Raw genomic sequence first — 25331 nt, 5'->3', positions numbered from 1 at the left:
CGGGAGGACGGCGAGGAGGTTTATGTGGAAACGGATACGCGGCGCTTGTCGGAGATCAGGACGAACCCGCTTCGTCCATCCAGCCAGTCCGAAATGAAATCGGTTCTGTCTGATCTCAAGGACATGGCGAAACAGCATACGGCGATTGCGGATCTGATGTCCGGTGAGGGGGCGTTCAGGGAATTCCTGATCTGCGCCTTTTCCCTATCGCCCTTTCTGCGCGATTGCGCCGTCAGCAGACCTGAAATTCTTGTTCGCGCAATTGGCGAACCCGTGGTTCCGCTCATTGTCGCCTGCATTGCAGCGGCCCGCGATGCCTGGAAAAGCGACGAGCCGGGTAAGCCGGTGAGCGATGCGCAGATCATGAGCCGCTTGCGCATCGCCAAGCGCGAAGTGGCCTTCGTCCTTGCCCTTGCCGATCTGCAACGCCTGTTGACCACGCGCGAAACGACACGCTGGCTCAGCGACTTTGCCGGTGCCGCCGTTTCCGCCACCATCGATCACCTGCTTTTGAGCGCCCATGACAGCGGCAAGCTGGTTGTTGCCAACCCGGAACACCCTTCCGAAAACGCCGGCGTCGTGGTTCTCGGCATGGGCAAGCTCGGCGCTTTCGAGCTCAATTATTCGTCCGATATCGATCTTGTGGTGTTTTACGATCCACAATCGCCGCTGGTGGCGGATGTGGACGAGGCGTCGGAAACCTTTGCCCGATTGTTGCGCCGGCTCATCCGCATCCTCCAGGAGCGCAGCGGCGACGGATATGTGTTTCGCACGGACCTGCGCCTCAGGCCCGATCCGGGCGCCACCCCGCTGGCGATCCCGATCGAGGCGGCGATGCTCTATTATGAAAGCCGCGGCCAGAACTGGGAGCGTGCCGCCTTCATCAAGGCCCGCCCGGTTGCGGGCGATCTCGTGGCCGGCGATGCTTTCCTGCGCGAACTGACGCCCTTCGTCTTCCGCAAATATCTCGACTATGCTGCGATCGCCGACATTCACTCGATCAAGCGGCAGATCCACGCGCACAAGGGCCATGGCGAAATCGCAGTCAAGGGGCACAACATCAAGCTCGGGCGTGGCGGCATTCGCGAGATCGAGTTCTTCGTCCAGACGCAGCAGCTGATCGCCGGAGGGCGCACCCCGGAGTTGCGGCTGAAGGCGACCGAGCCGATGCTGCGGGCTTTGGTTGCCGCGAAATGGATTGACGCAAAGACTTGCGAGGAACTGATCGCCGCATACTGGTTCCTGCGCGATGTCGAGCATCGTATCCAGATGGTCCGGGACGAGCAGGCCCATGTGCTGCCGACGACCGAGGCCGAACTGAAGCGCATCGCCTATATGATGGGCTTTGCCGATACGGCCTCGTTTTCGAGCGAACTGTCCCGGGTGCTGAGGACGGTCGAGAAGCGTTATGCCCGTCTGTTCGAGCAGGAGGCGGGACTGTCGACGGAAAGCGGCAACCTGGTCTTTACCGGCCAGAATGACGATCCGGATACGATTGATACGTTGAAAAAGCTGGGATTCCAGCGACCGCAGGACATTTCCAGAATTATCCGGACCTGGCATTACGGACGCTATCGGGCGACGCAATCGGTCGAGGCGCGTGAACGGCTGACGGAACTGACGCCGGGTCTGCTGCGTGTGTTCGGCCAGGGCAAGCGGGCTGACGAGGCACTGCTGCGCTTTGACAGCTTTCTTTCGGGCCTTCCGGCTGGCATCCAGCTGTTTTCGCTGCTCGGCAACAACTCCGGCCTGCTGTCGCTGATCGTCAGCATCATGTCCTCGGCACCAAGGCTGGCGGACATCATTGCCAGCCGTCCGCATGTGTTCGACGGCATGCTCGATCCGCGTCTTCTGGCGGAGCTGCCGACCCGAGACTACCTGGCCAACCGGATCGCCGGTTTCGTCGCGGGCGCCCGTCACTACGAGGACACGCTTGACCGGCTGCGCATCATCGCGGCCGAGCAGCGCTTCCTGATCGGTATCCGGCTCTTGACGGGCGTCATCAGCGGCGTCCATGCCGGGCGGGCGTTCACCGACCTCGCCGATCTCATCATCGATGCGGCGCTCACTGCGGTGCTGGCGGAGGTCGAAATGGCGCATGGACGGTTTCCGGGTGGCCGGGTCGCGGTCATCGGCATGGGCAAGCTTGGCAGCCACGAACTCACAGCCGGCTCCGACGTCGATCTGATCCTGCTTTACGACCATGACGATGCGGCAGGCGAATCCGATGGAGCAAAGCCGCTCGATTCAGTGCGCTATTTCACCCGGATCACCCAAAGGCTGATTGCGGCGCTCTCCGCGCCAACCGCAGAGGGTGTGCTCTACGAGGTCGACATGCGGCTGCGTCCCTCGGGCAACAAGGGGCCGGTTGCGACGCGCATCAACGCTTTCGCCCGCTACCAGCGCGAAGAAGCCTGGACGTGGGAGCACATGGCGCTGACACGCGCCCGACCGATCTGCGGCGATGCCACTCTGATTGCGGAAGCCAGTGCCATTTTCGACGAGGTGCTGGGGCAGCGGCGTGATGTGGCAAAGGTCGCCGCCGACGTTGCCGAAATGCGCGGCATGATCGACAAGGAAAAGCCACCGAGCGATCTCTGGGATTTCAAGCTCATACCCGGTGGACTGGTGGATATCGAGTTCATCGCCCAGTATCTCGAACTGATCGCGCCGGCGCTGGCTTTGCAGATGCCGCAGAACGGTGCATCGACGGTCGAGGTGTTGAAGACGCTCGGACCGCCTGTTCTTGCGCCCGGTGATGTCGAGACGGTGCTGGAGGCCCTGACCCTGTTTACCGAACTCTCGCAGGTCGTCCGACTGTGCATCGAGGGCGATTTCGAATTGAAGAATGCGCCTTCCGGTCTGGTCGACCTCGTCTGCCGGGCGGGCGACTATCCGGATGTCAAGCTGCTGGAGGCGGATGTCCGCCGCCTGTCGAAAGCCGTGCGGCGGATTTTCCAGGCGACGGTCAAGGTCTGAGGCCCGCGCGGCTTCAGGCGTTGTCGGGAATGCGCACGGAGATGATGGTGCCGATATTTTCCGCGGAATAGATCTTCATCGCGCCGCCATGCAGGTTCGTCAGCGAGCGCGAGATCGCAAGGCCGAGACCGGAGCCCCCCTTGCTCTTGGCGTACTGGCTCTGCACCTGTTCGAAAGGCTGACCGATCTTTTCGAGCGCCGCGCGGGGAATGCCGATGCCCGTATCGGCAATCGTCAGTGTCACGGCACCCGCCACCTTGCGTGCCCGCAGGGATATCTTGCCGCCTTCATTGGTGAACTTCACCGCGTTTGACAGGAGGTTGAGCAGGACCTGCTTCATGGCGCGCCGGTCGGCATTCATCGTCAGGCCGGAGGAGATCTGCTGGTCGACGCAGATGTTCTTCTGCACGGCCGGGATGGTGGTGAAGCGCAGCGTTTCCTCGATCAGCGGCGCGAGATCGATGGTTTCGCGGTTGATCTTCATATGACCCGCCTCGATCTTCGACATGTCGAGAATGTCGTTGATGACGTTCAGCAGATGCTGGCCGCTTTCATGGATATCGCGGGAATATTCGTCGTATTTCTCCGAGCCGAGCGGTCCGAACATCTGGTTCTGCAGGATTTCCGAAAAGCCGAGGATGGCATTGAGCGGCGTGCGCAGTTCGTGCGACATGTTGGCAAGGAATTCGGATTTGGCGCGATTGGCGCCCTCAGCCCGCTCCTTCTCTGCCTGATAGTTGGCATTGGCGACCGAAAGTTCGGATTTCTGACGTTCAAGCGTCATGCGCGATGTCGAGAGATCGCCGATCGTCGCCATCAGCCGGCGCTCGGATTCACGCAGGCGAACCTGGTGGCGCTTCAGCAGCGTGATGTCTGTGCCGACCGAAACGAGGCCGCCGTCCCGGGTGCGCCGTTCGTTGATCTGAAGCCAGCGCTGGTCGGCAAGCTGCACCTCCGTCGTCTGCGACTGGTTAGACCGGTCCGGATCGGCGATGCGCCGCTCGATGATCGGCCGGGCCGCTGCCGATGCGACGACCACGCGATCGGTGCCGGGAACCAGGGCCTCGTCGGGCAGGGCGTAGGCTTCCTGGTAATGGGTGTTGCACATCACGAGACGGTCGTTCTTGTCCCACAGCACGAAGGCTTCCGAGGTGCATTCGATCGCGTCCGCAAGCCGCTGGTCGGCCTCGGCGTAGCGCTGTGCCAGCCGATGCTGCTCGGTGACGTCCATGGCGATGCCGATCAGGTGCATCCGACCGGACGAGGTGCGGATCAACTGGGCGCGCGCGCGCAGCCAGACATAATGGCCGTCGGCGTGGCGCATGCGAAAGACCTGGTCGATCTGTTTTGCATCGCCCTTGGCGATTGTGCGGGCCACCTTGTAGATGCCGTTGTCGTCGGGGTGCATGAGGCGCGCTGCATCGCCGAACGACATCACGGCCGTCTTTGGCCCCATGCCCAGCATTTCATACATCGAGCGCGACCAGAACAGTCGCCGGTTCTTCATGTCGAAGTCCCAGAGGCCGCAGCGTCCGCGCGACAGGGCAGTTTCAACACGCAGGTTGGATTCCGCAAAGATCGCATCCGCATCGCGGGCACGCTTTGCCTGGATGTAATAGGCATAGAGAATGACGAGCAGGATCGCCGAAATCCCGGCAAACAGCGTGACGTTGAGGGAGACCTCGTCGCGCCAGAGCGTTTCCATGCGTTTCAGCGGGGTGGCAACGAGCACCGTTCCGACGGCGTCCGGCATCTGGGTGAGAACGACAACATGTTCGGCGCCGTCGATGAAGGCCCGCATCAGAGTGGACCGTTCGCCGAAATACTGGAAGGCGGCGACTTCCGGTGCGATGGTGGCCAGCGACCGGCCGATATAACCGCCGCCCTTTGCAGAACTGGCAAAAATCTGGCCACCCTTCTGCATAACCAGAATGAAGGAACCCTGCTCCAGGAGATCCGGGGTGAGATAGGTCGACAGCCGCTGCTCGACTTCCCAGCGCTGCGCATTGGCAAAAAGGGTGGCGCTGTCCGGATTCAAAGCGGCGTTCGCTGTCGCCGCCGCCAGCATCGCTGTCTGGCTGTAGGAAGATTCCATGCGGGTATATTCCAGCATGATGCCGCTGATCCGCGAGATCGCGACAACCAGCAGAAACGCAATAATCAGGATCGGTATCGACCGCTTCAGCAGTGGCTCTGCCCGCGAGAGGCGCAGTGCCGCCGGTTCCGTGAAAAGCCTTGCGTGCTGGATGACTTCCTTTTCCAAGGTTGAAAACCTTGGAAATTTGAAGCGCAATGCCCCGCCGGCTGCGCGTCCCCGCCGCGCGTCCGCCATCTTTGTCAATCTGTCACCCTCTGGTGATTCGTCGCGCCGCTCGCCCGAATCTAGCCTAATGAATCAATTGTGATTCGCCTTGTCCAGAGGAAAACGTTAAACTTTGTTAACCATTTCTAATCATGGGAAAATCATAGCCGACTGCTGGGCGGCCGCAGAACCTGTGCGGAAAACCCCGAAATGCGGGGTTTTCAACAGGAAAAGCATCGTTTTCGGGCCTATCCCTTGAGCATGCGCTCGACAATGTCACTGACATCAGGAGAGAGTTTTGGCGCCGCCGCGATCTCGCGCAAGGCGTTGCGGGCGTGCTCGGCCCGGCCGTCCTCCAGTGATCTCCAGGAGCGCATCGCCGTCAGGATGCGGGCCGCGAGCTGTGGATTTCGCGCGTCGATGGCAAGGATCTGCTCTGCGAGGAAGCGATAGCCTTCGCCGTCGGCGCGGTTGAAGCCGGTCGGGTTGGAAAAGGCATAGGTGCCAATGAGCGCGCGCACCCGGTTCGGGTTGTTTCCGTTGAAAAGCGGATCGTCCATCAGCATCTTGACCCGCGCCAGTGCAGCGCTGCCCGGGATGGTCGCCTGGATCGTGAACCATTTGTCGAGCACCAGCCCGTTTTCGGCAAAACGCTGCTTGAAAGTGGCCAGCGCGGTCGTCGTCTCCGGGGCATCGGGGAAACGGTGGGCAAGGATGGTCAGCGCCTGGCTCAGATCCGTCATATTGTTGGCGGCGTCGAAGGCCTTCACGGCGCGGCCGGGCACATTTTCGGCATAGACGAGGTAGGAGAGGGCGGCATTGCGCAAGGCCCGCTTGCCAGCACTTGCCGCATCCGGGCTGAACGCATCCGTATCAGCCGTACGCTCAACCAGCGTCGTGAAGATCTGGCGTCCGGCTGCGGCAATGGCCGTCATGATCTGTTGGCGACCGGAATGAATGGCGTCCGGATCGTTGTTGCCGCCGATTTCGCGTGCAATGTCGGCTTCGCTCGGCAGGGCGAGGGCCTGTGCCCGGAAGGCCGGTTCCAGCGCCTCGTCGGCGGCTGCAGCAAGAAGGGCTTCGACAAGCGCGGCATCGCATTCGACCGGCAGGCCGGCCTTGGCGCTCGCTGCGGCGGAAACGAGATTGGGCAGAGCAAGATCGTTCAGGGCCTGCCAGCGGGCAAACAGGTCGCTTTCGAAACGGGCGATATGGGCGCGGTCTTCAGAGGACTGCTCGAAATGCAGGTTGATCGGCGCGGAAAATCCGCGATTGAGCGACAGGGCCGGCCGGGAAGGGACGTTGGAAAACACAACGGTCTGCTTGCGTTCGACGAGATGCACTACGTCGCCGGTGACTTCGGCGCCCGTTACACCCGTGATTGTCACCTCGGCCCCATCGTCGAGCAAAAGGCCGACGCGCAGCGGAATGTGCATCGGTTCCTTGATGTTCTGGCCAGGCGTCGGCGGCACCATCTGTTCGAGCGACAGGGTGAGGGTCTGTTGGCCGGCGTCATAGCTGGTCGACGCGGTGACCAGCGGCGTGCCGGCCTGGTGATACCAGAGCGAGAACTGTGTGAGGTCGCGCTGGCTGACCTCGGCAAAGCACGCGATGAAATCCTCGATCGTCACGGCCTGGCCGTCATGCCGGTCGAAATAGAGATCCATGCCCTGCTTGAACAGATCGGCCCCGAGAATGGTCGCGATCATGCGGGTGACTTCGGAGCCTTTTTCGTAGACCGTTGTCGTATAGAAATTGTTGATTTCGCGGTATTTGACCGGGCGCACCGGGTGGGCGAGCGGGCCTGCATCCTCCGGAAACTGTTCGGCTCTGAGGTGCCGGACCTCGGCGATGCGCTTGACCGTGCGCGACCGCTGGTCGGCGGAAAACTCGTGGTCGCGATAGACCGTCAGACCTTCCTTCAGGCAAAGCTGGAACCAGTCGCGGCAGGTGATGCGGTTTCCGGTCCAGTTGTGGAAATATTCATGCGCGATGATCGCCTCGATATTGGCGTAGTCGGCGTCGGTCGCGGTTTCCGGATCGGCCAGAACATACTTGTCGTTGAAGACGTTCAGGCCCTTGTTTTCCATCGCGCCCATGTTGAAGTCGGAAACGGCGACGATCATGAAGATGTCGAGATCGTATTCGCGGCCGAAAACGTCCTCGTCCCATTTCATCGAGCGCTTCAGCGCGTCCATGGCATAGGTTGCGCGGGCTTCCTTGCCGTGCTCGACATAGATCTTCAGCGCCACGTCGCGGCCGGAGAGAGTGGTGTACGTGTCTTCGACGATGCCGAGATCACCGGCAACCAGCGCGAACAGATAGCTCGGCTTTGGATGCGGATCGAACCAGGCGGCGAAATGCCGGCCATCGCCCATGCCGGCGCCACCGAGATAATTGCCGTTGGAAAGAAGCAGCGGCGCAGTCGCCTTGTCGGCGATGATGTTGACCGTGTAGGGGGCGAGTACGTCCGGGCGGTCGGGGAAATAGGTGATGCGGCGAAAGCCTTCGGCTTCGCATTGGGTGCAGTAGACGTCGCTGGTGCGGTAAAGGCCCATCAGCTTGGTATTGGTCTGCGGCGAAAGCTCGGTGGTGATGGTGATCTCGAAGGGGGCCGTTTCCGGCAGTCCGCGGATCGTCAGCGAATGATCGGCCGCGTCGAAATTCGCACTCGGGATCTCATCCTGATCGAGAAGCAGGCTCGTCATCTTCAATTCGTCGCCATCGAGAACAAGCGGCGCGCGCGCATCGACACCTTCCCGGCGATGGAAGATCAGCCGCGCCTCGACTTTGGTTTCCGACGGATCCAGTTCGAAAGTGAGATCCACTCTTTCCAAAACGAAATCGGTCGGCCGGTAGTCTTCCAGATGAATGATTTCGCCGGTATCTGTGCGCATTGGATGTCCTGCTTTGCATCATCCGGACGTCAGACGTTTTGGCTGATGCCGATGATGGTGGAAAGGCCGCCGTGGTCAAATAATACGCCGGTCTGCTGCGTTGTCTATCAGGTCGGCCCGCCGGCACAGCACTTTGACTGTCCCGATTTGAACCATTCTGCCTTAGTGGAGCCTAGATGTACGAAAATCGCCCTAACAATATTTAAACTCGTTTGATATTTTTCGCCTTGCTTAAATATTTTTTCCATGACGGATCGCGATTGTTTTCCGAAGAGAGCAGGCCAGCTTCCGTTTTCATCAAATATTTCAAGCCCACATCACGAAAATTGATCCTATTTCGGGGATCCGCGCGCTAATATGGACTTGCTACCTCATGCGACTGGTTCCCGGTCGCCCTATCCCTTGCAGCCTGTCGCTTCCGATGCTCGGCCTGCTGCCGCAAGTCCAACGAGCCAGACGCATGGATGCAGAACACATCAACCCGATGAAGGGCATTCTCCTGAAGGTCCTCTCGGTTCTGGTCTTCGTCTGCATGTCGACCTTCATCAAGGCCGCCGGAACCGAGATTGCCACAGGGCAGATCACCTTTTATCGCTCGGCCTTCGCCATGGTGCCGATCCTGCTCTATCTCGCGCTCAAGGGCCATCTGCGCACGGCCTTCCAGACCAGCGACATCTTCGGGCACCTGACCCGCGGTTTCATCGGCATCCTCGCGATGAGTTGCGGATTTTACGGCCTGGTGCACCTGCCGCTGCCGGAAGCGATCGCCATCGGCTATGCCATGCCGCTCCTGGCCGTCGTCTTCGCCGCCATCTTCCTCAAGGAAACTGTCCGCCTCTACCGCTGGTCGGCAGTTCTGGTCGGGCTGATCGGCGTGATGATCATCACCTGGCCGCGGCTGACCTTGCTCACCGATGGTGATGCAGGGTCTGACGAAGCCCTCGGAGCCCTTGCCGTGCTCCTGTCGGCGGCACTCGGCGCTGTCGCCATGGTGCTGGTGCGAAACCTTGTGCAGAAAGAACGAACCCACACGATCGTCCTGTATTTCTCGCTGTCGGCATCCTGCTTCTCGCTGTTGACGCTGCCCTTTGGCTGGGAACCGCTGCCCTGGAGCACCTTCGCACTGCTGATGGCGGCCGGCTTCTGCGGCGGCATCGCGCAGATCCTCCTGACCCAGAGCTATCGCTATGCCGACATGTCGACCATTGCACCGTTCGAATACACCTCGATCCTGCTTGGCATGGGCATCGGCTATGTCCTGTTCGACGAGGTGCCGACCGGCGTCATGCTGATCGGAACCACGATCGTCGTCGGCGCCGGCATCTTCATCATTTTCCGGGAACACCGTCTTGGCCTCGAGCGAAAGGGCGCCCGCAAGCACGTGACGCCGCAGGGCTGAACACCAGGGCCCTGCCGTTCAGGTGCCGCCGTTCGGCGCCGTGTCGTCGTCGATCAGGGTCTCCGGCCGTGGTGCCATGTTCATCGCGTTGACCGCTTCGGTGCCCGGTTGCGGCACCGTGTTGGCGTGGAAATCCGTTTTGCCGACAAGCCCGTCATGCTGCTCGCGCTGGGCAATGCGCCAGGCGGCATAGGCGGCATAAAGCGCGAAGTAAACCGCAAGCACCAGGAACAGCGCGCCGGGTCCGAAGCGGTCCATGACGGGGCCGACCATCAGCGGCCCGGAGATCGTGCCAATGCCATAGGTGATCATCATGCCGGAGGACACCTCGACATATTCGTTCGGCCGGGCCAGATCATTGGCGTGGGCGACGTTCAGCGCATAGATCGGAAACAGCACGGACCCGACGAAGGCGGCGATGATGTAGAGCACCGTCGGGCTTGCGCCGATGAAGGCCACCATCGTCAGGCAGGATATCACGCCGACGATACCGCAGCCGACCATGACGATGCGCCGGTCGATCCTGTCGGAGGTGCGGCCGATTGGAATCTGCGACAGGGCACTGCCGAACAGCAGCGAGGCCAGCAGCGTCGCGCCTTCGGCCGTCGACATTCCCACCTTCTGGGTGAACACGCCCCCCAGATTGAGCCAGGCGCCCGACATGGCACCGGCCAGAAACGCGCCGACGACGGCCACCGGCGAGCGCCGGTAAAGGCCGGGCAGGTCGAATTTCGCCTGCGCCGGCGGTGCCGGCAGGGGCGAGGATGACAGGGCCGTCGGCAGAAGCGCTGCCGAAAAGATCACGCCGCAGAGGATGAACAGCGAGCCATTGGTGGGATCGCCAAGCGGCACCAGATATTGCCCGCCGATCGTGCCGAGCATGGTGGTGATCAGGTAGAGCGAAAACAGCGCGCCGCGGTTTTCGTTGGTCACCTTCTCGTTCAGCCAGCTTTCGATCACCAGATAGCTGCCGGAAATCGCAAAGCCGGAAATCGCCCGGAACAGGATCCAGGCGCGCCAGTCGACGACCAGCCCGCACAGGAGAATGGCGATGCTGAGCAGCGTCACCAGGGCCGTGAACACCCGCACATGGCCGACGCGCAGCACGAATTTCGGTGTGACGATGCAGGACAGCGTGAAACCCAGCGTATAGCCGGTGGCAATCACCGAGATCGTCAGCGTCGACCAGCCCTCGGCGACCGAGCGCACCGGCAGCACATAGCTTGCCAGGCCGAAACCGACCATCATCAGGAGTGTCGACAGCATCAGGCTGAGCACAGAGGCAAGGCTGGAAAACATCATGGCTCCTGCGCGGACGGTCCGGACACGGTCGCAACCGCTTCGGGAATCACCGTTGGCTCTGGCAATCAAAGAAGGAGTGTCGCTTTAATGCCATTCCGCGGCCCTGTCGATTGCGACAGGGCGTGGCGCATTTTTCCTGTTTCGCAACAGCAGTTTTGGCGCGCATGCGGGTGCAGCGCGCCGGGATGGGGCTTGGCCTGAAAGGAAGAGCGGCTGTTCAGCGCGGCAGGAGATTGCTGATCGTCTGGCGATCGGCCTTTGTCGAAGGAGCCTCCTGGCTCAGGCGCGTGTATTCGCGCGAGGCGCGCACGGCTGTGCCGATGTCTTCGAGGAGGATCCGGAGCGAGCGGATGGGTGCTGACATGATCGGTATCCTTGGGTTGTTGGCAAGATCTGGGTCGCGAGACCCGGATTTCAGCGCTGGATGAATTCGGCGAAGATCTGGGCTGGGCGCGTCGTGCGGGCATAGCCTGCAGCGGTCATCTGCTCATTGGCTGGCGAACCGAAGCTGTTGAACGAGGTGCGCAGGGCGGAGCCCGTATGGCGCAAGGTCTCGAACGTGCTGTGCATGGGGCGAAAACGGGCAGTCATGGTCCAATTCCTTTATTCCAGTCCTCCCGTCTGCTTATATTGCAGCGCAGCATAGATTCTGCAAGGCGAGCCAACGCGTTGCTGGTATGCGCAATCCGCATGGCTTTCTTCATGCAATGTTCACAAATGAGGCAGGTTGGCCGTTGACGGGCTGTTAACCGCGAATCCGCGCCTGAAAGGCGAGCAGATCCTGCCAGGCCAGCCGCTTGCTGGCCGGGGCCGACATCAGGTCCTGCGGATGCAGGGTGGCAAGGGCCGGAAAGGTCTGGCCGCCGATCTGCACATCCCGCCATTCGCCACGGCTGTTGTGGATGGTTTCCGTGCCGCCGAAGAAGAACCGGACGGCGAAATTGCCGAGAATCAGCAGGTGGCGCGGCTCGGCAAGGGCGATCTGCCGCTCGATGAAGGGCCGGCAGATGTCGGTTTCGCGCGGCGTCGCGACGCGGTTTCCCGGCGGCCGCCATGGAATGACATTGCCAAGCAGCACGGTTTCGCGCGCAAGGCCGATGGCGCCGAGCATGCGGTCGAGCATCTGGCCGGGTTTACCGGAAAAGGGCAGGCCGTCGCGGTCGTCGTCGCCGCTCGGCGCCGGGCCGATCACCATGACCTCGGCTTTTGCCTCGCCGGAGGCAAAGACCATGGTGCGGGCGCTGTTCTTCAGGTTGCAGCCGGTAAACGCCTCCATCGCCGCCTTCAGTTCGGCCAGCGAACGGGCCGATTCGGCGGCAAACCGGGCCTCGCTGATCGCCTGCTCGTCGGGGATCGCCACGGCGGCGACAGGGCTTGCCGGAAGCGCTGCCATGCGCCGGTCGGTGGTGTCGGAGGCGGTCGTGGTTTGCGGCGCCGTTTGTTGCCGGCTTGGTGGGGGCTGCGGCAGCGGGCGCGCCGGTGCCTGTCGGGCTGCCGGGGCTGGCTGCGGATTTGCGCCCTGCGTTTGCTGCACGGCTGCGCCGCCGGTGCGCCGGGCCACTTTCGCCGCCTCGAATTCGGCAAACCGGTCGACCGGCGTTTCCTCGAGCAGCCATTCGACGCCCGCATCCGCATGGAAATGCAGGAGGGCGGCAAGTTCGGCGGCGCTGAGGCTTTCGGTGGCGATCATCATGCCCTTGTACAGAAGCGGGCGCAGGCAGGGAAGGGACCTGGCATCACGCCGCCATCGCCGTCCAGCTTTCGATGTCGTCGCGCTCGCCGATCAGCGCCAGGCCATGGGCGATCGACAGGAGTTCGCCGCCGCTTTCGATGCGGTCCAGCGGAAAGCGGTTTTCGAACAGGCGGCGCACGGCGGGCACGAAGGAGGTGCCGCCGGTCAGGAACACCTTGTCGATGCTGCCGGGTGCCGTGTTGGTCGTCACCAGAACCTCGTCCAGCGCCTCCTCGATGCGCGCCAGATCCGGCGCGATCCAGCCTTCGAAATCGGCGCGGCGCACCGTCCGGCGGCTGCTTTCGCCGAGCGGCGCAAAGTAGAACTCGGTCTCTTCCTCGCTCGACAGCCGCATCTTGGTCGCCGAAATCGCCTGGTAGAGCGGATAGCCCTCGTCATGATCGACCAGATCGATGAAGGCTTCGAGCTTGTCGGGCTCGACGGCCGAGCGCACCAGTTGCTTGAGGTCGGTAAAATCCTTCAGCGTCTTGAAGATCGACAGCTGGTTCCAGCGGCCGAAATTGGCGTAATAGCTGGAGGGCACGTCGAGCAGCTTGTCGAAGCTCTTGAACTGGCTGCCCTTGCCGATCAGCGGCGAGACGACCGTGTCGATGATCCGGAAATCGAAGTGATCGCCGGCAACGCCGACGCCGGAATGGCCGACCGGGGTGGCCGTCAGCTGGCCCGCATGGCTTTCGAAGCGGATGATCGAATAGTCTGTCGTGCCGCCGCCGAAATCGGCGACGAGCACAGTGGCGTCCTGCTTCAGGTGCTGGGCGAAATAGAAGGCGGCCGCCACCGGCTCATAGACATAATGCACCTGCGGAAAGCCGAAGGAGGACAGCGCCTCGTTGTAGCGCGACAGCGCCAGGGCCTCGTCCGGATTGGCGCCGGCAAAGCGCACGGGACGGCCGACGACGATCCGCTCATAATCCTTGCGCCAGCCATCGCCGGCATAATCGGCAAGCCGCCCGAGGAACAGCCGCATCAGATCCTCGAAACCATGGCGCTTGGCAAACACCAGCGTGCCCTGAAACACCGGGCTTGCGGCAAAGGTCTTGATCGACTGCAGGAAGCGCACATCACCGGGATTGTCGATGAACTGCTGGATCGCCGCCTGACCGGCTTCGATCTTGACGGCGGCCGCCCCGAGCTTGGCATGTTTCATGAACGACAGCGCGGTGCGCATCGAATCGCTGCTGCCGGCTGCGCTGGTGAAGCTCAGCGACTGCGTGCTGTCGCCCTGCGCGGCTGCCAGAACCGAATTGGTGGTGCCGAAATCGAAGCCGAGAGCCTTGGCCATGATCTGATGTCTCCTGTCGTCAAAGCCATGCGCGCGCCACCGCGAAAGGCGTGATCGGGCCCGGGCGTGCGCTGTGGGAGGGAGGCTTGGTGTGTTCGAAAGCGCGCCTCATGCCATGGCCGCGCGGCCAAAGCAAGGCAGGATCGCCCTGGGCTTCGGCGTCGCCGGCGGCGTGCCTCTCTTCTCCCCCGCGGGGAGAAGGTGCCCGAAGGGCGGATGAGGGGGCTCCACCCATGCAACGCTCATCTGCCGACCCACCCCCTCATCGCCTCGCAGTCGCTCGGCACTTCTCCCCGTGGGGGAGAAGAGGGAGCGCATCGCAAACCCCCGCATCCCCTTGCAGTTGTCCCGCATGATGGCTGCGCAGAAAAACCGCTTCCACCGGCGGCTGCAATCGGCCTAGATGCGGGCATTGGGAGATGTGCATGAGCCAGATACTGATCAATCAATATTTGAACGACCTCGAACGCTACAAGAAATTTTCCGGCTCGGTGACCGAGGGCGTGATTTCGGAGGCCTTCAAGGATCTCCTGAAAGCCTGGTCGCGCTCCTCCAACCTGCATTTCATCAACCAGTACGAATTCCAGTCCACCCAGAAGAACCGCATCCGCCCGGATGGCACGATCCTGCATGACCTGCGCGTGCCGCTCGGCTACTGGGAGGCCAAGGACACTAGCGACGATCTCGATGCGGAGATTGCAAAGAAACTCGCCAAGGGTTATCCGCAGGACAATATCATCTTCGAGGACAGCCGCGTCGCGGTGCTGATCCAGAACCGGCAGGAGGTGATGCGCTGCCCGATGACCGAGCCGGCGCTGCTGAAACTGCTCAACCTGTTCTTCTCCTACGAGCGCGCCGAAATCCGCGATTTCCGCAAGGCGGTCGAGCAGTTCAAGGCCGATATTCCAGCCGTGCTGAAGGCGCTGCGCGACAAGATCGACACGGCCTATGCCGACAATCCGGCCTTCCAGACGGCAGCCAACAGGTTTCTCCAGCACGCCCGCGACACGATCAACCCGTCCGTCGGCGAGGCCGATGTGCGCGAAATGCTGATCCAGCATATCCTGACCGAGGAGATTTTTGCCCATGTCTTCGACCAGGGCGATTTCCACCGGGAAAACAACATCGCCAAAGAGCTCTATTCGCTCGAAAGCAAGTTTTTCACCGGACAGGTCAAGCGCGAGACGCTGAAGGGGCTGGAAACCTATTATGCGACGATCCGGGCCAATGCGGCGCTGATCACAAGCCATTCGGAAAAGCAGGCCTTCTTGAAGGTCATCTACGAGAATTTCTACAAGGTGTACGACAAGAAAAAGGCCGATCGGCTCGGTGTCGTCTATACGCCCAACGAGATCGTCAAGTTCATGATCGAGGGCGCCGACTGGCTCTGCGAAAAACACTTCGGCAAGAACCTGATCGACGAGCATGTCGAGATCCTCGATCCGGCAACCGGCACCGGCACCTTCATCTGCGAGTTGATGGAGCATTTTCGCGGCAACCCGCAAAAGCTCGCCCACAAATACAAGAACGAGCTGCACGCCAATGAAGTGGCGATCCTGCCCTATTACGTCGCCAACCTGAACATTGAGGCGACCTATGCTGCGATCTCGGGCCAGTTCGCCGAATATCCCAATCTGTGTTTTGTCGACACGCTCGACAATGTCGCAGGCCTCGGCATCAAGGCCGGCTTCCAGCACGATATGTTTGCCGGGCTTTCGGATGAAAACGTCGCGCGTGTGAAGCGCCAGAATGCCCGCAAGATCTCGGTGATTATCGGCAATCCGCCGTATAATGCCAATCAGGCCAACGAGAACGACAACAACAAGAACCGCGATTACCCGCGCATCGATGAGCTGATCAAGTCGAGCTACATAAGACTATCGACGGCGCAGAAGACCAAGGTCTACGACATGTATGCCCGCTTCTTCCGCTGGGCATCGGACCGCATGCATGATGATGGCGTGCTGGCCTTCATCACCAACCGCTCGTTCATCGACAGTCGCACTTTCGATGGTTTCCGCCGTGCCGTGGAAGCCGAGTTCAACGAAATCCACGTGGTCGATCTCGGCGGTGACATCAGGGCCAATCCGAAACTCTCGGGCACCAAAAACAACGTCTTCGGCATCCAGACCGGCGTCGCCATCGCCTTCTTCGTCAAGCGCCGCAAGCAGAAGGGCTGCAAGATTTTCTATGCCCGGCGTCCCGAAATGGACACCGCCGATGACAAGCTGGCTTTTCTCGGCGCGTCAAAACTGTCCTCCATGGCCTTTGAGCGGATCGTGTCGGACAAAAGCGCCAACTGGATCAATCTGACCGAGAATGACTGGGACAGTCTGATTCCCGTGGCGGACAAAAAGACCAAGGCGGCGAAGACAGCGGGGCAGGAGAGAGCGATATTCAAGCTTCACTCTCTTGGCGTCGTGACAGCTCGCGATGAGTGGGTCTATGACGTTAATAGGAAGCGTCTTTCGGAAAAAGTCGAACTGTTCATCGATACTTACGAGTCTGAAAGGACGCGCTGGTCTTCTCAGTCAGACACGAAGAATACGAACAATTGGGTATCGCGATCCATAAAATGGACATCCGAACTCGAAACCTACCTTAAGAATAGAGTACCGCTCAAATTTCGAGATTCTAGAATTAGGGCTGCAGCCTATCGCCCATTTTGCGCGCCTTTCACATATTATGACCGCATAGTAACTCACAGGCTGTATCAACAGGATTCAATTTTTCCGTATGAGAGCTACGAAACCAACAAGCTTGTTGTTTTCAGTGACCCGTCAGCGCAGAAACCGTGGATGGTGAGTGCTGTAGATCGACTGCCTGACTTACACTACGTCGGCGCAGCTGCCGGAACTGTTTGTACCCCCCGCTACCGCTACACCCCCGATGGCGAGCGGATCGACAATATCACCGACTGGGGCCTGAAGCAGTTTCAGAAGGCCTATGGCAAAAACGGGTTGATCTCCCCGCTTGAAGGCGAGAAGTCAGCTTTGATGGCAGAGGCGGGCGAAGCCGCAACCTCCGAATTTGCAGCGATACCCCCCTCTGTCGGCGCGGCCGACATCTCCCCCACAAGGGGGGAGATCAACCCGGAGCCGCCCGCTTCGGGCCACGCTCTCCGCAAGGGGGAGGGAAAGAAAAGCATCACCAAGGACGACATCTTCCATTATGTCTATGGTGTGCTGCATGATCCGGTCTACCGCGAGACCTATGCGCAGAATTTGAAGCGCGAGTTTCCGCGCATTCCCTTCTATCCGGATTTCTGGGTCTGGGCCGATTGGGGCAGGCGGCTGATGGCGCTGCATATCGGCTATGAGACGGTTGCGCCCTTTCCGATTGCGCGGGTCGATACGCCGGATGAAAAGGCCCGCAGTGCAGGCGTTGCGCCCAAGGCCGTGCTGAAGGCCGACAAGGACAACGGCATCATCCGGCTCGACAGCGAAACCACGCTATCAGGCATTCCGGCCGAAGTCTGGGACTACCGGCTCGGCAACCGCTCCGGCGTCGAATGGATCCTTGACCAGTACAAGGAAAAGACCCCGAAGGACCCGACCATCCGCGAGAAATTCAACACCTACCGCTTTGCCGACTACAAGGACCACGTCATCGACCTGATCGCCCGCGTCGTCAGCGTTTCGGTCGAGACGGTGGCGATTACCGAAGCGATGAAGGTGGCGCGGCGATAGTGTCGTCAAATTTTTGACGTTTACGTGCACGTTAGATATTGGTATCCTGCCGCATGACCTCATGCGCAAATGCGCTTGGCTGCCGTCGCAGACTGGCTCGACAAGTTCGGCTGTATTTGCCATGACGGAATGCAGGATTGGGAACAAACCGGGCAAAAATATCCGGATGTGACGGGAGACGACCAGATGACCGAGCCACAAGAACTGCCCGAGCGCGAAAGCATGGAATTCGACGTGGTGATCGTCGGTGCCGGGCCTGCCGGTCTATCGGCCGCGATCCGGCTGAAACAGGTCAATCCGGACCTTTCGGTCGTTGTCCTGGAAAAGGGTGCTGAAGTCGGCGCGCATATCCTGTCCGGCGCGGTGGTCGATCCCGTTGGTATCGACAGGCTCTTGCCTGGCTGGCGCGATGAGGCGGGGCATCCCTTCAAGACCGAAGTCACCGACGACCAGTTCCTGCTGCTCGGCCCGGCCGGCTCGATCCGCCTGCCGAACTTCGCCATGCCGCCGCTGATGAGCAATCACGGCAATTACATCGTCTCGCTCGGCAATGTCTGTCGCTGGCTCGCCGAAAAGGCCGAAGCGCTCGGCGTCGAGATCTATCCGGGTTTTGCCGCGACCGAAGTGCTCTACAATGACAAGGGCGCCGTCACCGGCGTTGCCACCGGCGATATGGGCATCGAGAAAAACGGCGAGCCCGGCCCGAGCTTCGCGCGCGGCATGGAACTGCTTGGCAAATACACGCTGATCGGCGAGGGCGTGCGCGGCTCGATCGCCAAGCAGCTGATCGCGAAATATGACCTCTCCAAGGATCGCGAACCGCAGAAATTCGGCCTCGGCATCAAGGAACTCTGGCAGGTCAAGCCCGAGAACCACAAGCAGGGTCTGGTGCAGCACTCGTTCGGCTGGCCGCTTGGCATGAAGACCGGCGGCGGCTCGTTCCTCTATCACCTCGAAGACAACATGGTCGCCGTCGGGTTCGTCGTGCATCTGAACTACAAGAACCCCTATCTCTATCCCTTCGAGGAATTTCAGCGCTTCAAGACGCATCCGACGATCCGCGGCACCTTCGAAGGCGGAAAGCGGCTGTCCTATGGCGCCCGCGCCATCACCGAGGGCGGCTACCAGTCGGTGCCGAAACTGTCCTTCCCCGGCGGCGCGCTGATCGGCTGTTCCGCCGGTCTCGTCAACGTGCCGCGCATCAAGGGCAGCCACAATGCCGTGCTGTCGGGCATGCTGGCCGCCGACAAGATCGCCGAGGCGATCGCGTCCGGCCGCGCCAATGACGAGCCGGTCGAGATCGAAAACGAATGGCGCGCCACCGATATCGGCACCGACCTCCGGCGCGTGCGCAACGTCAAGCCGCTCTGGTCGAAGCTCGGCACCGCAGCCGGCGTCGCGCTCGGTGGCCTCGACATGTGGACCAATCAGCTGTTCGGCTTCTCGTTTTTCGGCACGCTGAAACATGGCAAGACCGATGCGCAATCGCTGGAGCCGGCCGCAAAACACACGAAAATCGACTATCCCAAGCCCGACGGCGTCCTGACCTTCGACCGCCTCTCCTCGGTGTTCCTGTCGAACACCAACCATGAGGAAGACCAGCCGGTGCATCTGAAGGTCAAGGATATGGAGCTGCAGAAGCGCTCCGAACACGACATCTATGCTGGCCCCTCGACCCGCTACTGTCCGGCCGGCGTCTATGAATGGGTGGAAAGGGACGGGCAAGACGTCTTCGTCATCAACGCCCAGAACTGCGTCCACTGCAAGACCTGCGACATCAAGGACCCCAACCAGAACATCAACTGGGTCCCGCCCCAGGGCGGAGAGGGTCCGGTCTATCCGAATATGTAATACTCGGGTTGCAGGCCCGCCCGGAGCGCCGCCATCGGGGCTTCCGGCGGAATGCGGATCCACTCCTTTCCGTCATCCTTGCCCTTGTGGCGGGGATCCAGCGCGTTCAAGTCCGTGAACGCAGAAGTCTCCTTTCACGACGCAGACGCGTCGTGGCTGGATCCTTGCGACGAGCCCGGGAATGACGGTGGAGAGTTTTTATCTCCGTATAAATCAATAGTTTTTAGAATGGTCTGTATCGACGGCTGCACCATCAGGTCGTGGCGAGGGGCCGGCCGCAAACGCGCCCGTCGCGCACATTTTTGCCACAGGCATGAACTGCGTCGCCGGCACTTAACCCTGTATTAACCATGTTTTCCTTAAATTCGCTGCATCCATCGAATCTTAAGGGACTGTTCATGTCGATCTCGCGCCGCAGCCTGCTCCTCGGTTTTTCTGCCCTTCTGGCAGGCTGTTCCTCATCCGGCGTCGATCAGCGCGCCAATTATGCGGCCCTTCCCAACGAGCCCTATCCGCTGAAGGCGGTGCCGCTCGAGAAGATCAAGCCGGAGCTGCGCCGCCAGGAAGTGGCCTATGCCACCACTGAAAAGGCCGGCACGATCGTCGTCGATACGCCGGCGCGCCGCCTCTATTACGTGCTCGGCAATGGCCGCGCCATGCGCTACGGCGTTGGCGTTGGCCGCAACGGCTATGCGCTGGCCGGCGTCGCCTCGATCGGCCGCAAGGCCGAATGGCCGACCTGGACGCCGACCCCGAACATGATCCGCCGCGATCCGGGCAAGAACCTGAAATATGCCGGCGGTCTTGCCGGCGGCCCCAACAATCCGCTCGGTGCCCGCGCCATCTATCTCTATCGCGGCGGCAACGACACGCTGTTCCGCATTCACGGCACCAACCAGCCGCAATCCATCGGTCTTGCCATGTCGAGCGGCTGCATCCGCATGATGAACCACGACGTCATCGACCTCTACGGCCGCGTCCAGTCCGGCGGTCGCGTCGTGGTGCTGCAGGCCTGAGGGCGGACGGTATCCCCTATCCAGAGGCAGGATAACTCCGCAGGAACAGGCGTTTCCCGGCTGCGTCTCCCTAGCGCAGCGCCTGCGCGTCGATCCGGCCGACGACCTCGAGCGCGCCTTGCGGATCGATCGACACGACCGTGATCTCGCCGGATCGCGGCACGATCCCTGTCAGCGCGGTGATGTTCACCTGATGGGTGACGAGGATCGCCTTTTCTTGCGCCGGGTAGGATTTCAGAAGGGCAATGATGGCTGCGCTTTGCCTCGCCCGCGTGGACCGGTCGGTGAAAAAAGAATTGAGCTGCGGCTCGTCCTCAACTGGCCCGAGATCGAGGAGGCGCGCCGTCTCCTTCGTCCGGCACCACTCTCCGGACAGCACATGGGTGAACCTGACGCCCTTGGCCCTGAGGGCTGCGCCGGCGGCCCGTGCCTGGGCGCGGCCATCGTCATCGAGATTGCGCTGGGTCGCACAGTCGCCCAGCCGGAAATTGGCAGGGTCGCCTGTTCCGGGCGCCTGCGCATGGCGCATCAGCGCATGCGTGCCGGGCGCCAGCAGGAAAGCCCAGCCGTCATCGGCCCGGGCCGGCATCGTCGCCAGACAGAAGAGCATGAGTGCCGCCGCCTGCATTGCCCACCGGATCGGTTTTTTCGCCATCATCCTCGCACCTTCGTTGACGATCAAAGATGCGGCGCGGCCCGTCTGGGTCAAGCCCCTGTTCTGCGGCAAATTCACACCTATCTATGGCAGCGTGCATCCGGATCGGATGTGAACGGAACCTGTCTTCCGCCTCGAGGCGATCAATCGGGAAAACTCATGAAGATCAAAGCCATTTTCAATCGTGACGGAGGAACCTTCCGTACGACCGATATGGAGGCCTATGCCACGGAGGTGGAGGAGGTTTTCCATGCGGCCGGGCATCAGATCGAGATCGCCACTGTCTCCGGCGACGACATGGGCGATGTCCTGGAAAAAACCGCCGGGCGTGACGATCTCGATGCCATGATTGCCGGCGGTGGCGATGGCACGATCTCTGCGGCGGCCGGCGTCGCCTGGAAGAACGGCATGCCGCTCGGCATCGTCCCGGCCGGCACGATGAACCTGTTTGCCCGATCGCTGAAGCTGCCGCTCGACATTTATCAGGTGCTGCCGGTTCTCGCCAATGGCCGGATCATCGCTGCCGATATCGGCAGCGTCGACGGCCGCGCCTTCGTGCACCAGTTTTCGATGGGTCTGCATGCGCGCATGGTGCGCTATCGCAACAGCTATGATTTCGCCTCGCGCTGGGGAAAGATCCGCGCCAGCACGCGCGCCGCCGTCAACGTCATCTTCAATCCGCCGGAATTCAGCATCGACTTCCACATTGATGGTGTGCGCGAGCATCGCGATATTTCGGCGCTTTCGGTGTCCAACAATCATTTCGGCGCCAATGCGCTGATGTATGCCGACGATGTCACAGGCGGTCGTCTCGGCTTCTACACCGCACCGCCGCTCAAACCTTCCGGCGTGGCCAAGCTTGCCACGGACATCATTCGCGGCAAGTTCCGCGAGAGTGCGCTGATCACCGAAACCAGCGCCTCCGAAATCGAGCTGCACTTTCCCAAAAAACGGCGCGGCATCAACTGCGTCCTCGACGGCGAACTGGTGCCGCTGAAGGGCGACGTCAGCCTGCGCATCCATCCGGGTGAATTGAAGCTCCTGGTCGGCAAGGACGAGGCGCCGGCAGCGTGATGTCGGGACGGGGTCCTACTGGAAGGCCGTCTCGAAGAAGCTCCTGAGCTTGCGCGAATGCAGCTTTTCCGGCGGCATGGCGGCGAGTTTCTGGAGCGCGCGGATGCCGATCTGCAGATGCTGGCTGACCTGCGTCTTGTAGAAGGCAGTCGCCATGCCCGGCAGCTTCAATTCGCCATGCAGCGGTTTGTCGGAAACGCAGAGCAGCGTGCCATAGGGCACCCGGAAGCGGAAGCCATTGGCAGCGATCGTGGCCGATTCCATGTCGAGCGCGATGGCGCGCGACTGCGACAGTCGTTTGACCGGGCCACGCTGGTCGCGCAGTTCCCAGTTTCGGTTGTCGATCGTCGCCACGGTCCCGGTCCGCATGATCCGCTTCAGGTCGTAGCCTTCATAGCCGGTGATTTCAGCGACGGCATCTTCCATCGCCACCTGCACCTCGGCCAGCGCCGGGATCGGCACCCAGACCGGTATGTCGTCATCGAGCACATGGTCCTCGCGCACATAGGCGTGCGCCAGCACATAGTCGCCGAGCGTCTGGCTGTTGCGCAGGCCGGCGCAGTGGCCCAGCATCAGCCAGGCATGCGGGCGCAGCACGGCAATATGGTCGGTGATTGTCTTGGCGTTCGAAGGGCCGACGCCGATATTGACGACGGTGATGCCGCCATGGCCCTTCTTCTTCAGGTGATAGGCCGGCATTTGCGGTAGCCGCGCCAAGGTCAGCTCACTGTCCGGCGCATCGGCCCCGGCCTGGGTGGTGATGTTGCCTGGCTCGACAAAGGCGGTGTAGCCATTGCCGCCATCGGCCATCTGCTGGCGCGCCCAGATGCAGAACTCGTCGATGTAGAACTGGTAGTTGGTAAACAGCACGAAGTTCTGGAAATGCGTTGCATTCGTTGCCGTGTAGTGGCTGAGGCGGGCGAGCGAATAATCGATCCGCTGTGCGGTGAACGGGGCGAGCGGCGAAGGCTCGCCGGGGCCTGGCTCGTAGGCGCCATTGGCAATCTCGTCATCCGTCGTTGTCAGGTCCGGCGTATCGAACAGGTCGCGCAGCGGCACGTCGATGTTTTCGGCAAGCGATGCCTCGACATAGGCGCCTTCGCCAAAAGCGAAATGCAGCGGGATTGGCGTCGACGATTCCGAGACGGTCACCGCGACGCCATGGTTGCGAATGAGATGGCCGAGCTGCTCCTTCAGGTAATGCCGGAAGAGTTTCGGACGGGTGATCGTCGTCGTGTAGACGCCGGGCGCGCTGACATAACCATAGGAGAGGCGCGAATCGATATGGCCGTAGCTGCTCGTCTCGATGCTGACCTGCGGGTAGCAGGCGCGGTAGCGCGATGTCGGTGTGCCCGTCTTGCCAAGCTCGACAAAGGCATTCACCAGAAAGGTGGTGTTGCGCTCGTAGAGTGTTGCCAGCGCGTCGACGGCCTTGACCGCATCGTCGAAGGACTGCGGCTCGTAGGCATCCGGCGTGGTGATGGAAAGGGCGGAGAGGGAAGAGATTCGTTTGCTCATGCGGTATTATAGGATGCTGTTATTGACAAGCAAACGACAAGATCGAGCGCCTTTGCTCGTCCACCGCAAATGCCGGCATGCGCCGCCTGTTCAGCGTGGTCCTGCAAGGATCACGGCACTGCCGACCAGGGCCAGCACGACGCCGGTCATATCCCAGCGGTCGGGACGCACGCCCTCGACCAGCCATAGCCAGGCAAGCGAAGCGGCGATGTAGATGCCGCCATAGGCAGCATAGGCACGGCCGGCCGCCGCCGTGTCGGCAAGTGTCAGGAGCCAGGCGAAAAGTGCCAGACATACCATGCCGGGCATGAGCCAAAGCGCCGATTTGTCCAGCTTCAGCCAGGCCCAGAAGGCAAAGCAGCCGCCGATCTCGAAGATGGCGGCGGCGCTATAGGCTAGCAGGGTGGATCTAGTCATCTTTGTCCCTTCGCCCGGCGATAGAAAGGCAAGGGGGACAGGGCCGCAAGATGTTTCTGCGGGTTTGCCCCCGACTTCGCCCCCCGCTTGGCCTATACAGAACATCCCGGCGGGGATGGCCGGCGCCAGTGTATCGGCCTCAGATCATTGCCTGGCGCTGAAGCGTCACGAACAGAACAAGGCCGGCACCCTGCTTGCTGATCCCCAGATCCGAAGCCTTGCTGTAGGCAAGGGCGGCCACCGGCGACATCAGGATCGCGGTAATCGTCATGATGCGCAGTGAGACGGTGGCGGAGTGGATCAGGGTGGCGAACATGATTTTCTCTCGTTTAGAGCCGGGCCTGGCAGAATTGCGCGGTATGCGCCGTGCAGTCGGCCATCGCGCCTGCATAGCCGTTGCGCCGCTGTGTGTCGGCGCTGACTGCGGCTGCGAGAAGCATTGCGAAGATGACCATCAGGAGGCTGATGATGGTGAGGCGCCGTGCGAGAATGTCCATGGTTCTGTCCGTCGTAATCAGGGTTTAGTGCGATGATTGTGTTTTGCCACACGCAAACTGAACTGCGGCTGAGACTGCGGTTCATCTCCCGTTCATCTTTCAACAGCGGTGCCGTGTGGGCCGGGCAGGGGAGTGCAGCGTCCAGCGCCTCGCACGACGAAAGTTCGCAAGATGAAAGGCCTGTCGAATCGGAAGAAAGGTTTGGGCCTTGGCTAAGGTGCCGGGCTTCCGGGCGCGGAGCGAGGCATCATCCGTCGACCGGTAAGGCATGACAGGATGGCTGCGGGCTGGCGCGGGCATCGACCCGGTAGGGCCGGGTCGATGCGGTTTGGACTACATGCGTGTCCAGGTCTGCGACTTGCACAGCACCTTGAGAACGCAGCCGCGCATTTTCAGCGAGCCGCCATTGATCGAGGCCGAGCCGCTATAGGTCTTGTCATTGGCCGGATCGGTGATCTCGCCGTTGTAGGCATTGCCGCCGCCGGCCATCGCGCCGATCTTGCGGCCGGCGTGTTTGCCGGTCTTCAGGGTGATGCAGTAGCCGCCGCCGCATTGGTTGATGGCAGCGGTCTCACCGCTTGCGGTCTTCCAGTTGCCGACGATCGGTTCAGCAGCGAGGCTGGCGCCCGCAGCTGCAAGGGTAAAGGCCGTGCTCAAAATCAGTGTCCGGATCATGTTTCCTCCTCCAGGCTCCGCATCA

General features: G+C 61.4%; 20 protein-coding genes. 7 read left to right on the top strand and 13 right to left on the bottom strand.

What is annotated here, in order from left to right:
* Nucleotides 1–24: 24 nt before the first annotated feature.
* Nucleotides 25–2979 (top strand): bifunctional [glutamine synthetase] adenylyltransferase/[glutamine synthetase]-adenylyl-L-tyrosine phosphorylase, encoded by a 2955-nt coding sequence (locus tag AX760_RS09930; protein WP_071832720.1) that lies wholly within the window; start codon nucleotides 25–27, stop codon nucleotides 2977–2979.
* 13 nt (nucleotides 2980–2992) lie between these two features.
* Here AX760_RS09930 and AX760_RS09925 read toward each other — a convergent pair whose 3' ends face one another.
* Both AX760_RS09925 and pepN read right to left on the bottom strand, forming a co-directional pair.
* The gene (locus tag AX760_RS09925) at nucleotides 2993–5320 is read right to left on the bottom strand and encodes a PAS domain-containing sensor histidine kinase (RefSeq protein WP_071832719.1); all 2328 of its coding nucleotides are present in this window, start codon (nucleotides 5318–5320) and stop codon (nucleotides 2993–2995) included.
* Nucleotides 5321–5529: 209 nt separating this feature from the next.
* A complete protein-coding gene (gene pepN, locus AX760_RS09920) occupies nucleotides 5530–8178 on the bottom strand; it encodes an aminopeptidase N (RefSeq protein WP_071832718.1) in 2649 nt (882 codons plus the stop codon).
* 460 nt (nucleotides 8179–8638) lie between these two features.
* Here pepN and AX760_RS09915 point away from each other — a divergent pair, with 460 nt between their 5' ends.
* The gene (locus tag AX760_RS09915) at nucleotides 8639–9577 is read left to right on the top strand and encodes a DMT family transporter (protein ID WP_071832717.1); all 939 of its coding nucleotides are present in this window, start codon (nucleotides 8639–8641) and stop codon (nucleotides 9575–9577) included.
* A gap of 18 nt (nucleotides 9578–9595) precedes the next feature.
* Here the strand turns inward: AX760_RS09915 and AX760_RS09910 are convergent, their stop codons facing one another.
* The 5 genes from AX760_RS09910 to AX760_RS09900 form a co-directional block, all read right to left on the bottom strand.
* Nucleotides 9596–10876 carry an MFS transporter gene (locus AX760_RS09910; RefSeq protein WP_071832744.1) on the bottom strand — a complete coding sequence of 427 codons (1281 nt, stop codon included), beginning with the start codon at nucleotides 10874–10876 and terminating at the stop codon, nucleotides 9596–9598.
* Nucleotides 10877–11096: 220 nt separating this feature from the next.
* Nucleotides 11097–11243: a hypothetical protein gene (locus tag AX760_RS27160; protein ID WP_175552040.1), complete on the bottom strand. Its 147-nt coding sequence runs from the start codon at nucleotides 11241–11243 to the stop codon at nucleotides 11097–11099.
* A gap of 50 nt (nucleotides 11244–11293) precedes the next feature.
* Nucleotides 11294–11470: a hypothetical protein gene (locus tag AX760_RS26480; protein WP_087149212.1), complete on the bottom strand. Its 177-nt coding sequence runs from the start codon at nucleotides 11468–11470 to the stop codon at nucleotides 11294–11296.
* A gap of 154 nt (nucleotides 11471–11624) precedes the next feature.
* On the bottom strand, nucleotides 11625–12569 hold the full coding sequence (locus AX760_RS09905; protein WP_071832743.1) for a uracil-DNA glycosylase: 945 nt from the start codon (nucleotides 12567–12569) through the stop codon (nucleotides 11625–11627).
* Nucleotides 12570–12615: 46 nt separating this feature from the next.
* Nucleotides 12616–13914, bottom strand: coding sequence for an Hsp70 family protein (locus AX760_RS09900; RefSeq protein WP_071832716.1), 1299 nt, complete (start codon nucleotides 13912–13914; stop codon nucleotides 12616–12618).
* A 425-nt stretch (nucleotides 13915–14339) separates the two neighbouring features.
* On the opposite strand from AX760_RS09900, the gene AX760_RS09890 reads away from it, so the two are divergent.
* The 3 genes from AX760_RS09890 (at nucleotide 14340) to AX760_RS09880 (ending at nucleotide 20470) form a co-directional block, all read left to right on the top strand.
* Nucleotides 14340–17603 carry a type ISP restriction/modification enzyme gene (locus AX760_RS09890; RefSeq protein ID WP_083531137.1) on the top strand — a complete coding sequence of 1088 codons (3264 nt, stop codon included), beginning with the start codon at nucleotides 14340–14342 and terminating at the stop codon, nucleotides 17601–17603.
* Nucleotides 17604–17789: 186 nt separating this feature from the next.
* Entirely contained in the window at nucleotides 17790–19454 is a 1665-nt protein-coding gene (locus AX760_RS09885) for an electron transfer flavoprotein-ubiquinone oxidoreductase (protein WP_071832742.1), read from the top strand.
* A gap of 398 nt (nucleotides 19455–19852) precedes the next feature.
* A complete protein-coding gene (locus tag AX760_RS09880) occupies nucleotides 19853–20470 on the top strand; it encodes a L,D-transpeptidase (protein WP_071832741.1) in 618 nt (205 codons plus the stop codon).
* 70 nt (nucleotides 20471–20540) lie between these two features.
* On the opposite strand, the gene AX760_RS09875 is transcribed toward AX760_RS09880, so the two are convergent.
* Complete coding sequence (locus AX760_RS09875) at nucleotides 20541–21080, bottom strand: histidine phosphatase family protein (protein ID WP_245294973.1); 540 nt, start codon at nucleotides 21078–21080, stop codon at nucleotides 20541–20543.
* On the opposite strand from AX760_RS09875, the gene AX760_RS27155 reads away from it, so the two are divergent.
* Both AX760_RS27155 and AX760_RS09870 read left to right on the top strand, forming a co-directional pair.
* Nucleotides 21079–21240, top strand: coding sequence for a hypothetical protein (locus AX760_RS27155; protein ID WP_175552039.1), 162 nt, complete (start codon nucleotides 21079–21081; stop codon nucleotides 21238–21240). The two genes, AX760_RS09875 and AX760_RS27155, sit on opposite strands and share 2 nt — an antisense overlap.
* Nucleotides 21241–21284: 44 nt before the next feature.
* Nucleotides 21285–22199, top strand: coding sequence for a diacylglycerol/lipid kinase family protein (locus tag AX760_RS09870; protein ID WP_071832714.1), 915 nt, complete (start codon nucleotides 21285–21287; stop codon nucleotides 22197–22199).
* A gap of 15 nt (nucleotides 22200–22214) precedes the next feature.
* Here AX760_RS09870 and AX760_RS09865 read toward each other — a convergent pair whose 3' ends face one another.
* The 5 genes from AX760_RS09865 to AX760_RS09855 all read right to left on the bottom strand — a co-directional run bounded on the left by AX760_RS09865 (nucleotide 22215) and on the right by AX760_RS09855 (nucleotide 25306).
* Nucleotides 22215–23717 carry an AMP nucleosidase gene (locus tag AX760_RS09865; RefSeq protein ID WP_071832713.1) on the bottom strand — a complete coding sequence of 501 codons (1503 nt, stop codon included), beginning with the start codon at nucleotides 23715–23717 and terminating at the stop codon, nucleotides 22215–22217.
* A 90-nt stretch (nucleotides 23718–23807) separates the two neighbouring features.
* Nucleotides 23808–24134: a YnfA family protein gene (locus tag AX760_RS09860; RefSeq protein ID WP_071832712.1), complete on the bottom strand. Its 327-nt coding sequence runs from the start codon at nucleotides 24132–24134 to the stop codon at nucleotides 23808–23810.
* Between the two features lie 139 nt (nucleotides 24135–24273).
* On the bottom strand, nucleotides 24274–24450 hold the full coding sequence (locus tag AX760_RS27150; protein ID WP_087149211.1) for a hypothetical protein: 177 nt from the start codon (nucleotides 24448–24450) through the stop codon (nucleotides 24274–24276).
* Nucleotides 24451–24463: 13 nt separating this feature from the next.
* Nucleotides 24464–24631, bottom strand: a complete 168-nt coding sequence (locus AX760_RS26470) for a hypothetical protein (protein WP_087149210.1) — start codon at nucleotides 24629–24631, stop codon at nucleotides 24464–24466.
* A gap of 333 nt (nucleotides 24632–24964) precedes the next feature.
* Nucleotides 24965–25306: a DUF2147 domain-containing protein gene (locus AX760_RS09855; protein ID WP_071832711.1), complete on the bottom strand. Its 342-nt coding sequence runs from the start codon at nucleotides 25304–25306 to the stop codon at nucleotides 24965–24967.
* Nucleotides 25307–25331: the final 25 nt, after the last annotated feature.

This window comes from Pararhizobium antarcticum (genome assembly GCF_001885585.1).
GTDB classification, from domain to species: Bacteria; Pseudomonadota; Alphaproteobacteria; order Rhizobiales; family Rhizobiaceae; genus Pararhizobium; species Pararhizobium antarcticum.
Note: the sequence above shows the minus strand (reverse complement) of the source record. Positions and strands in the feature narration are given on the sequence as shown.

Bases quoted from the DNA above. Each gene is read 5' to 3' on its own strand.
- AX760_RS27150 (WP_087149211.1), bottom strand. From the start codon at position 24,450: ATGTTCGCCACCCTGATCCACTCCGCCACCGTCTCACTGCGCATCATG.
- AX760_RS27155 (WP_175552039.1), top strand. From the start codon at position 21,079: ATGAGTGCCGCCGCCTGCATTGCCCACCGGATCGGTTTTTTCGCCATC.
- AX760_RS09885 (WP_071832742.1), top strand. From the start codon at position 17,790: ATGACCGAGCCACAAGAACTGCCCGAGCGCGAAAGCATGGAATTCGAC.
- AX760_RS27160 (WP_175552040.1), bottom strand. From the start codon at position 11,243: ATGTCAGCACCCATCCGCTCGCTCCGGATCCTCCTCGAAGACATCGGC.
- AX760_RS09860 (WP_071832712.1), bottom strand. From the start codon at position 24,134: ATGACTAGATCCACCCTGCTAGCCTATAGCGCCGCCGCCATCTTCGAG.
- pepN (WP_071832718.1), bottom strand. From the start codon at position 8,178: ATGCGCACAGATACCGGCGAAATCATTCATCTGGAAGACTACCGGCCG.
- AX760_RS09875 (WP_245294973.1), bottom strand. From the start codon at position 21,080: ATGCTCTTCTGTCTGGCGACGATGCCGGCCCGGGCCGATGACGGCTGG.
- AX760_RS09905 (WP_071832743.1), bottom strand. From the start codon at position 12,569: ATGATCGCCACCGAAAGCCTCAGCGCCGCCGAACTTGCCGCCCTCCTG.
- AX760_RS09865 (WP_071832713.1), bottom strand. From the start codon at position 23,717: ATGAGCAAACGAATCTCTTCCCTCTCCGCCCTTTCCATCACCACGCCG.
- AX760_RS09880 (WP_071832741.1), top strand. From the start codon at position 19,853: ATGTCGATCTCGCGCCGCAGCCTGCTCCTCGGTTTTTCTGCCCTTCTG.
- AX760_RS26480 (WP_087149212.1), bottom strand. From the start codon at position 11,470: ATGACTGCCCGTTTTCGCCCCATGCACAGCACGTTCGAGACCTTGCGC.
- AX760_RS09855 (WP_071832711.1), bottom strand. From the start codon at position 25,306: ATGATCCGGACACTGATTTTGAGCACGGCCTTTACCCTTGCAGCTGCG.
- AX760_RS09890 (WP_083531137.1), top strand. From the start codon at position 14,340: ATGAGCCAGATACTGATCAATCAATATTTGAACGACCTCGAACGCTAC.
- AX760_RS09915 (WP_071832717.1), top strand. From the start codon at position 8,639: ATGGATGCAGAACACATCAACCCGATGAAGGGCATTCTCCTGAAGGTC.
- AX760_RS09900 (WP_071832716.1), bottom strand. From the start codon at position 13,914: ATGGCCAAGGCTCTCGGCTTCGATTTCGGCACCACCAATTCGGTTCTG.
- AX760_RS09910 (WP_071832744.1), bottom strand. From the start codon at position 10,876: ATGTTTTCCAGCCTTGCCTCTGTGCTCAGCCTGATGCTGTCGACACTC.
- AX760_RS26470 (WP_087149210.1), bottom strand. From the start codon at position 24,631: ATGGACATTCTCGCACGGCGCCTCACCATCATCAGCCTCCTGATGGTC.
- AX760_RS09870 (WP_071832714.1), top strand. From the start codon at position 21,285: ATGAAGATCAAAGCCATTTTCAATCGTGACGGAGGAACCTTCCGTACG.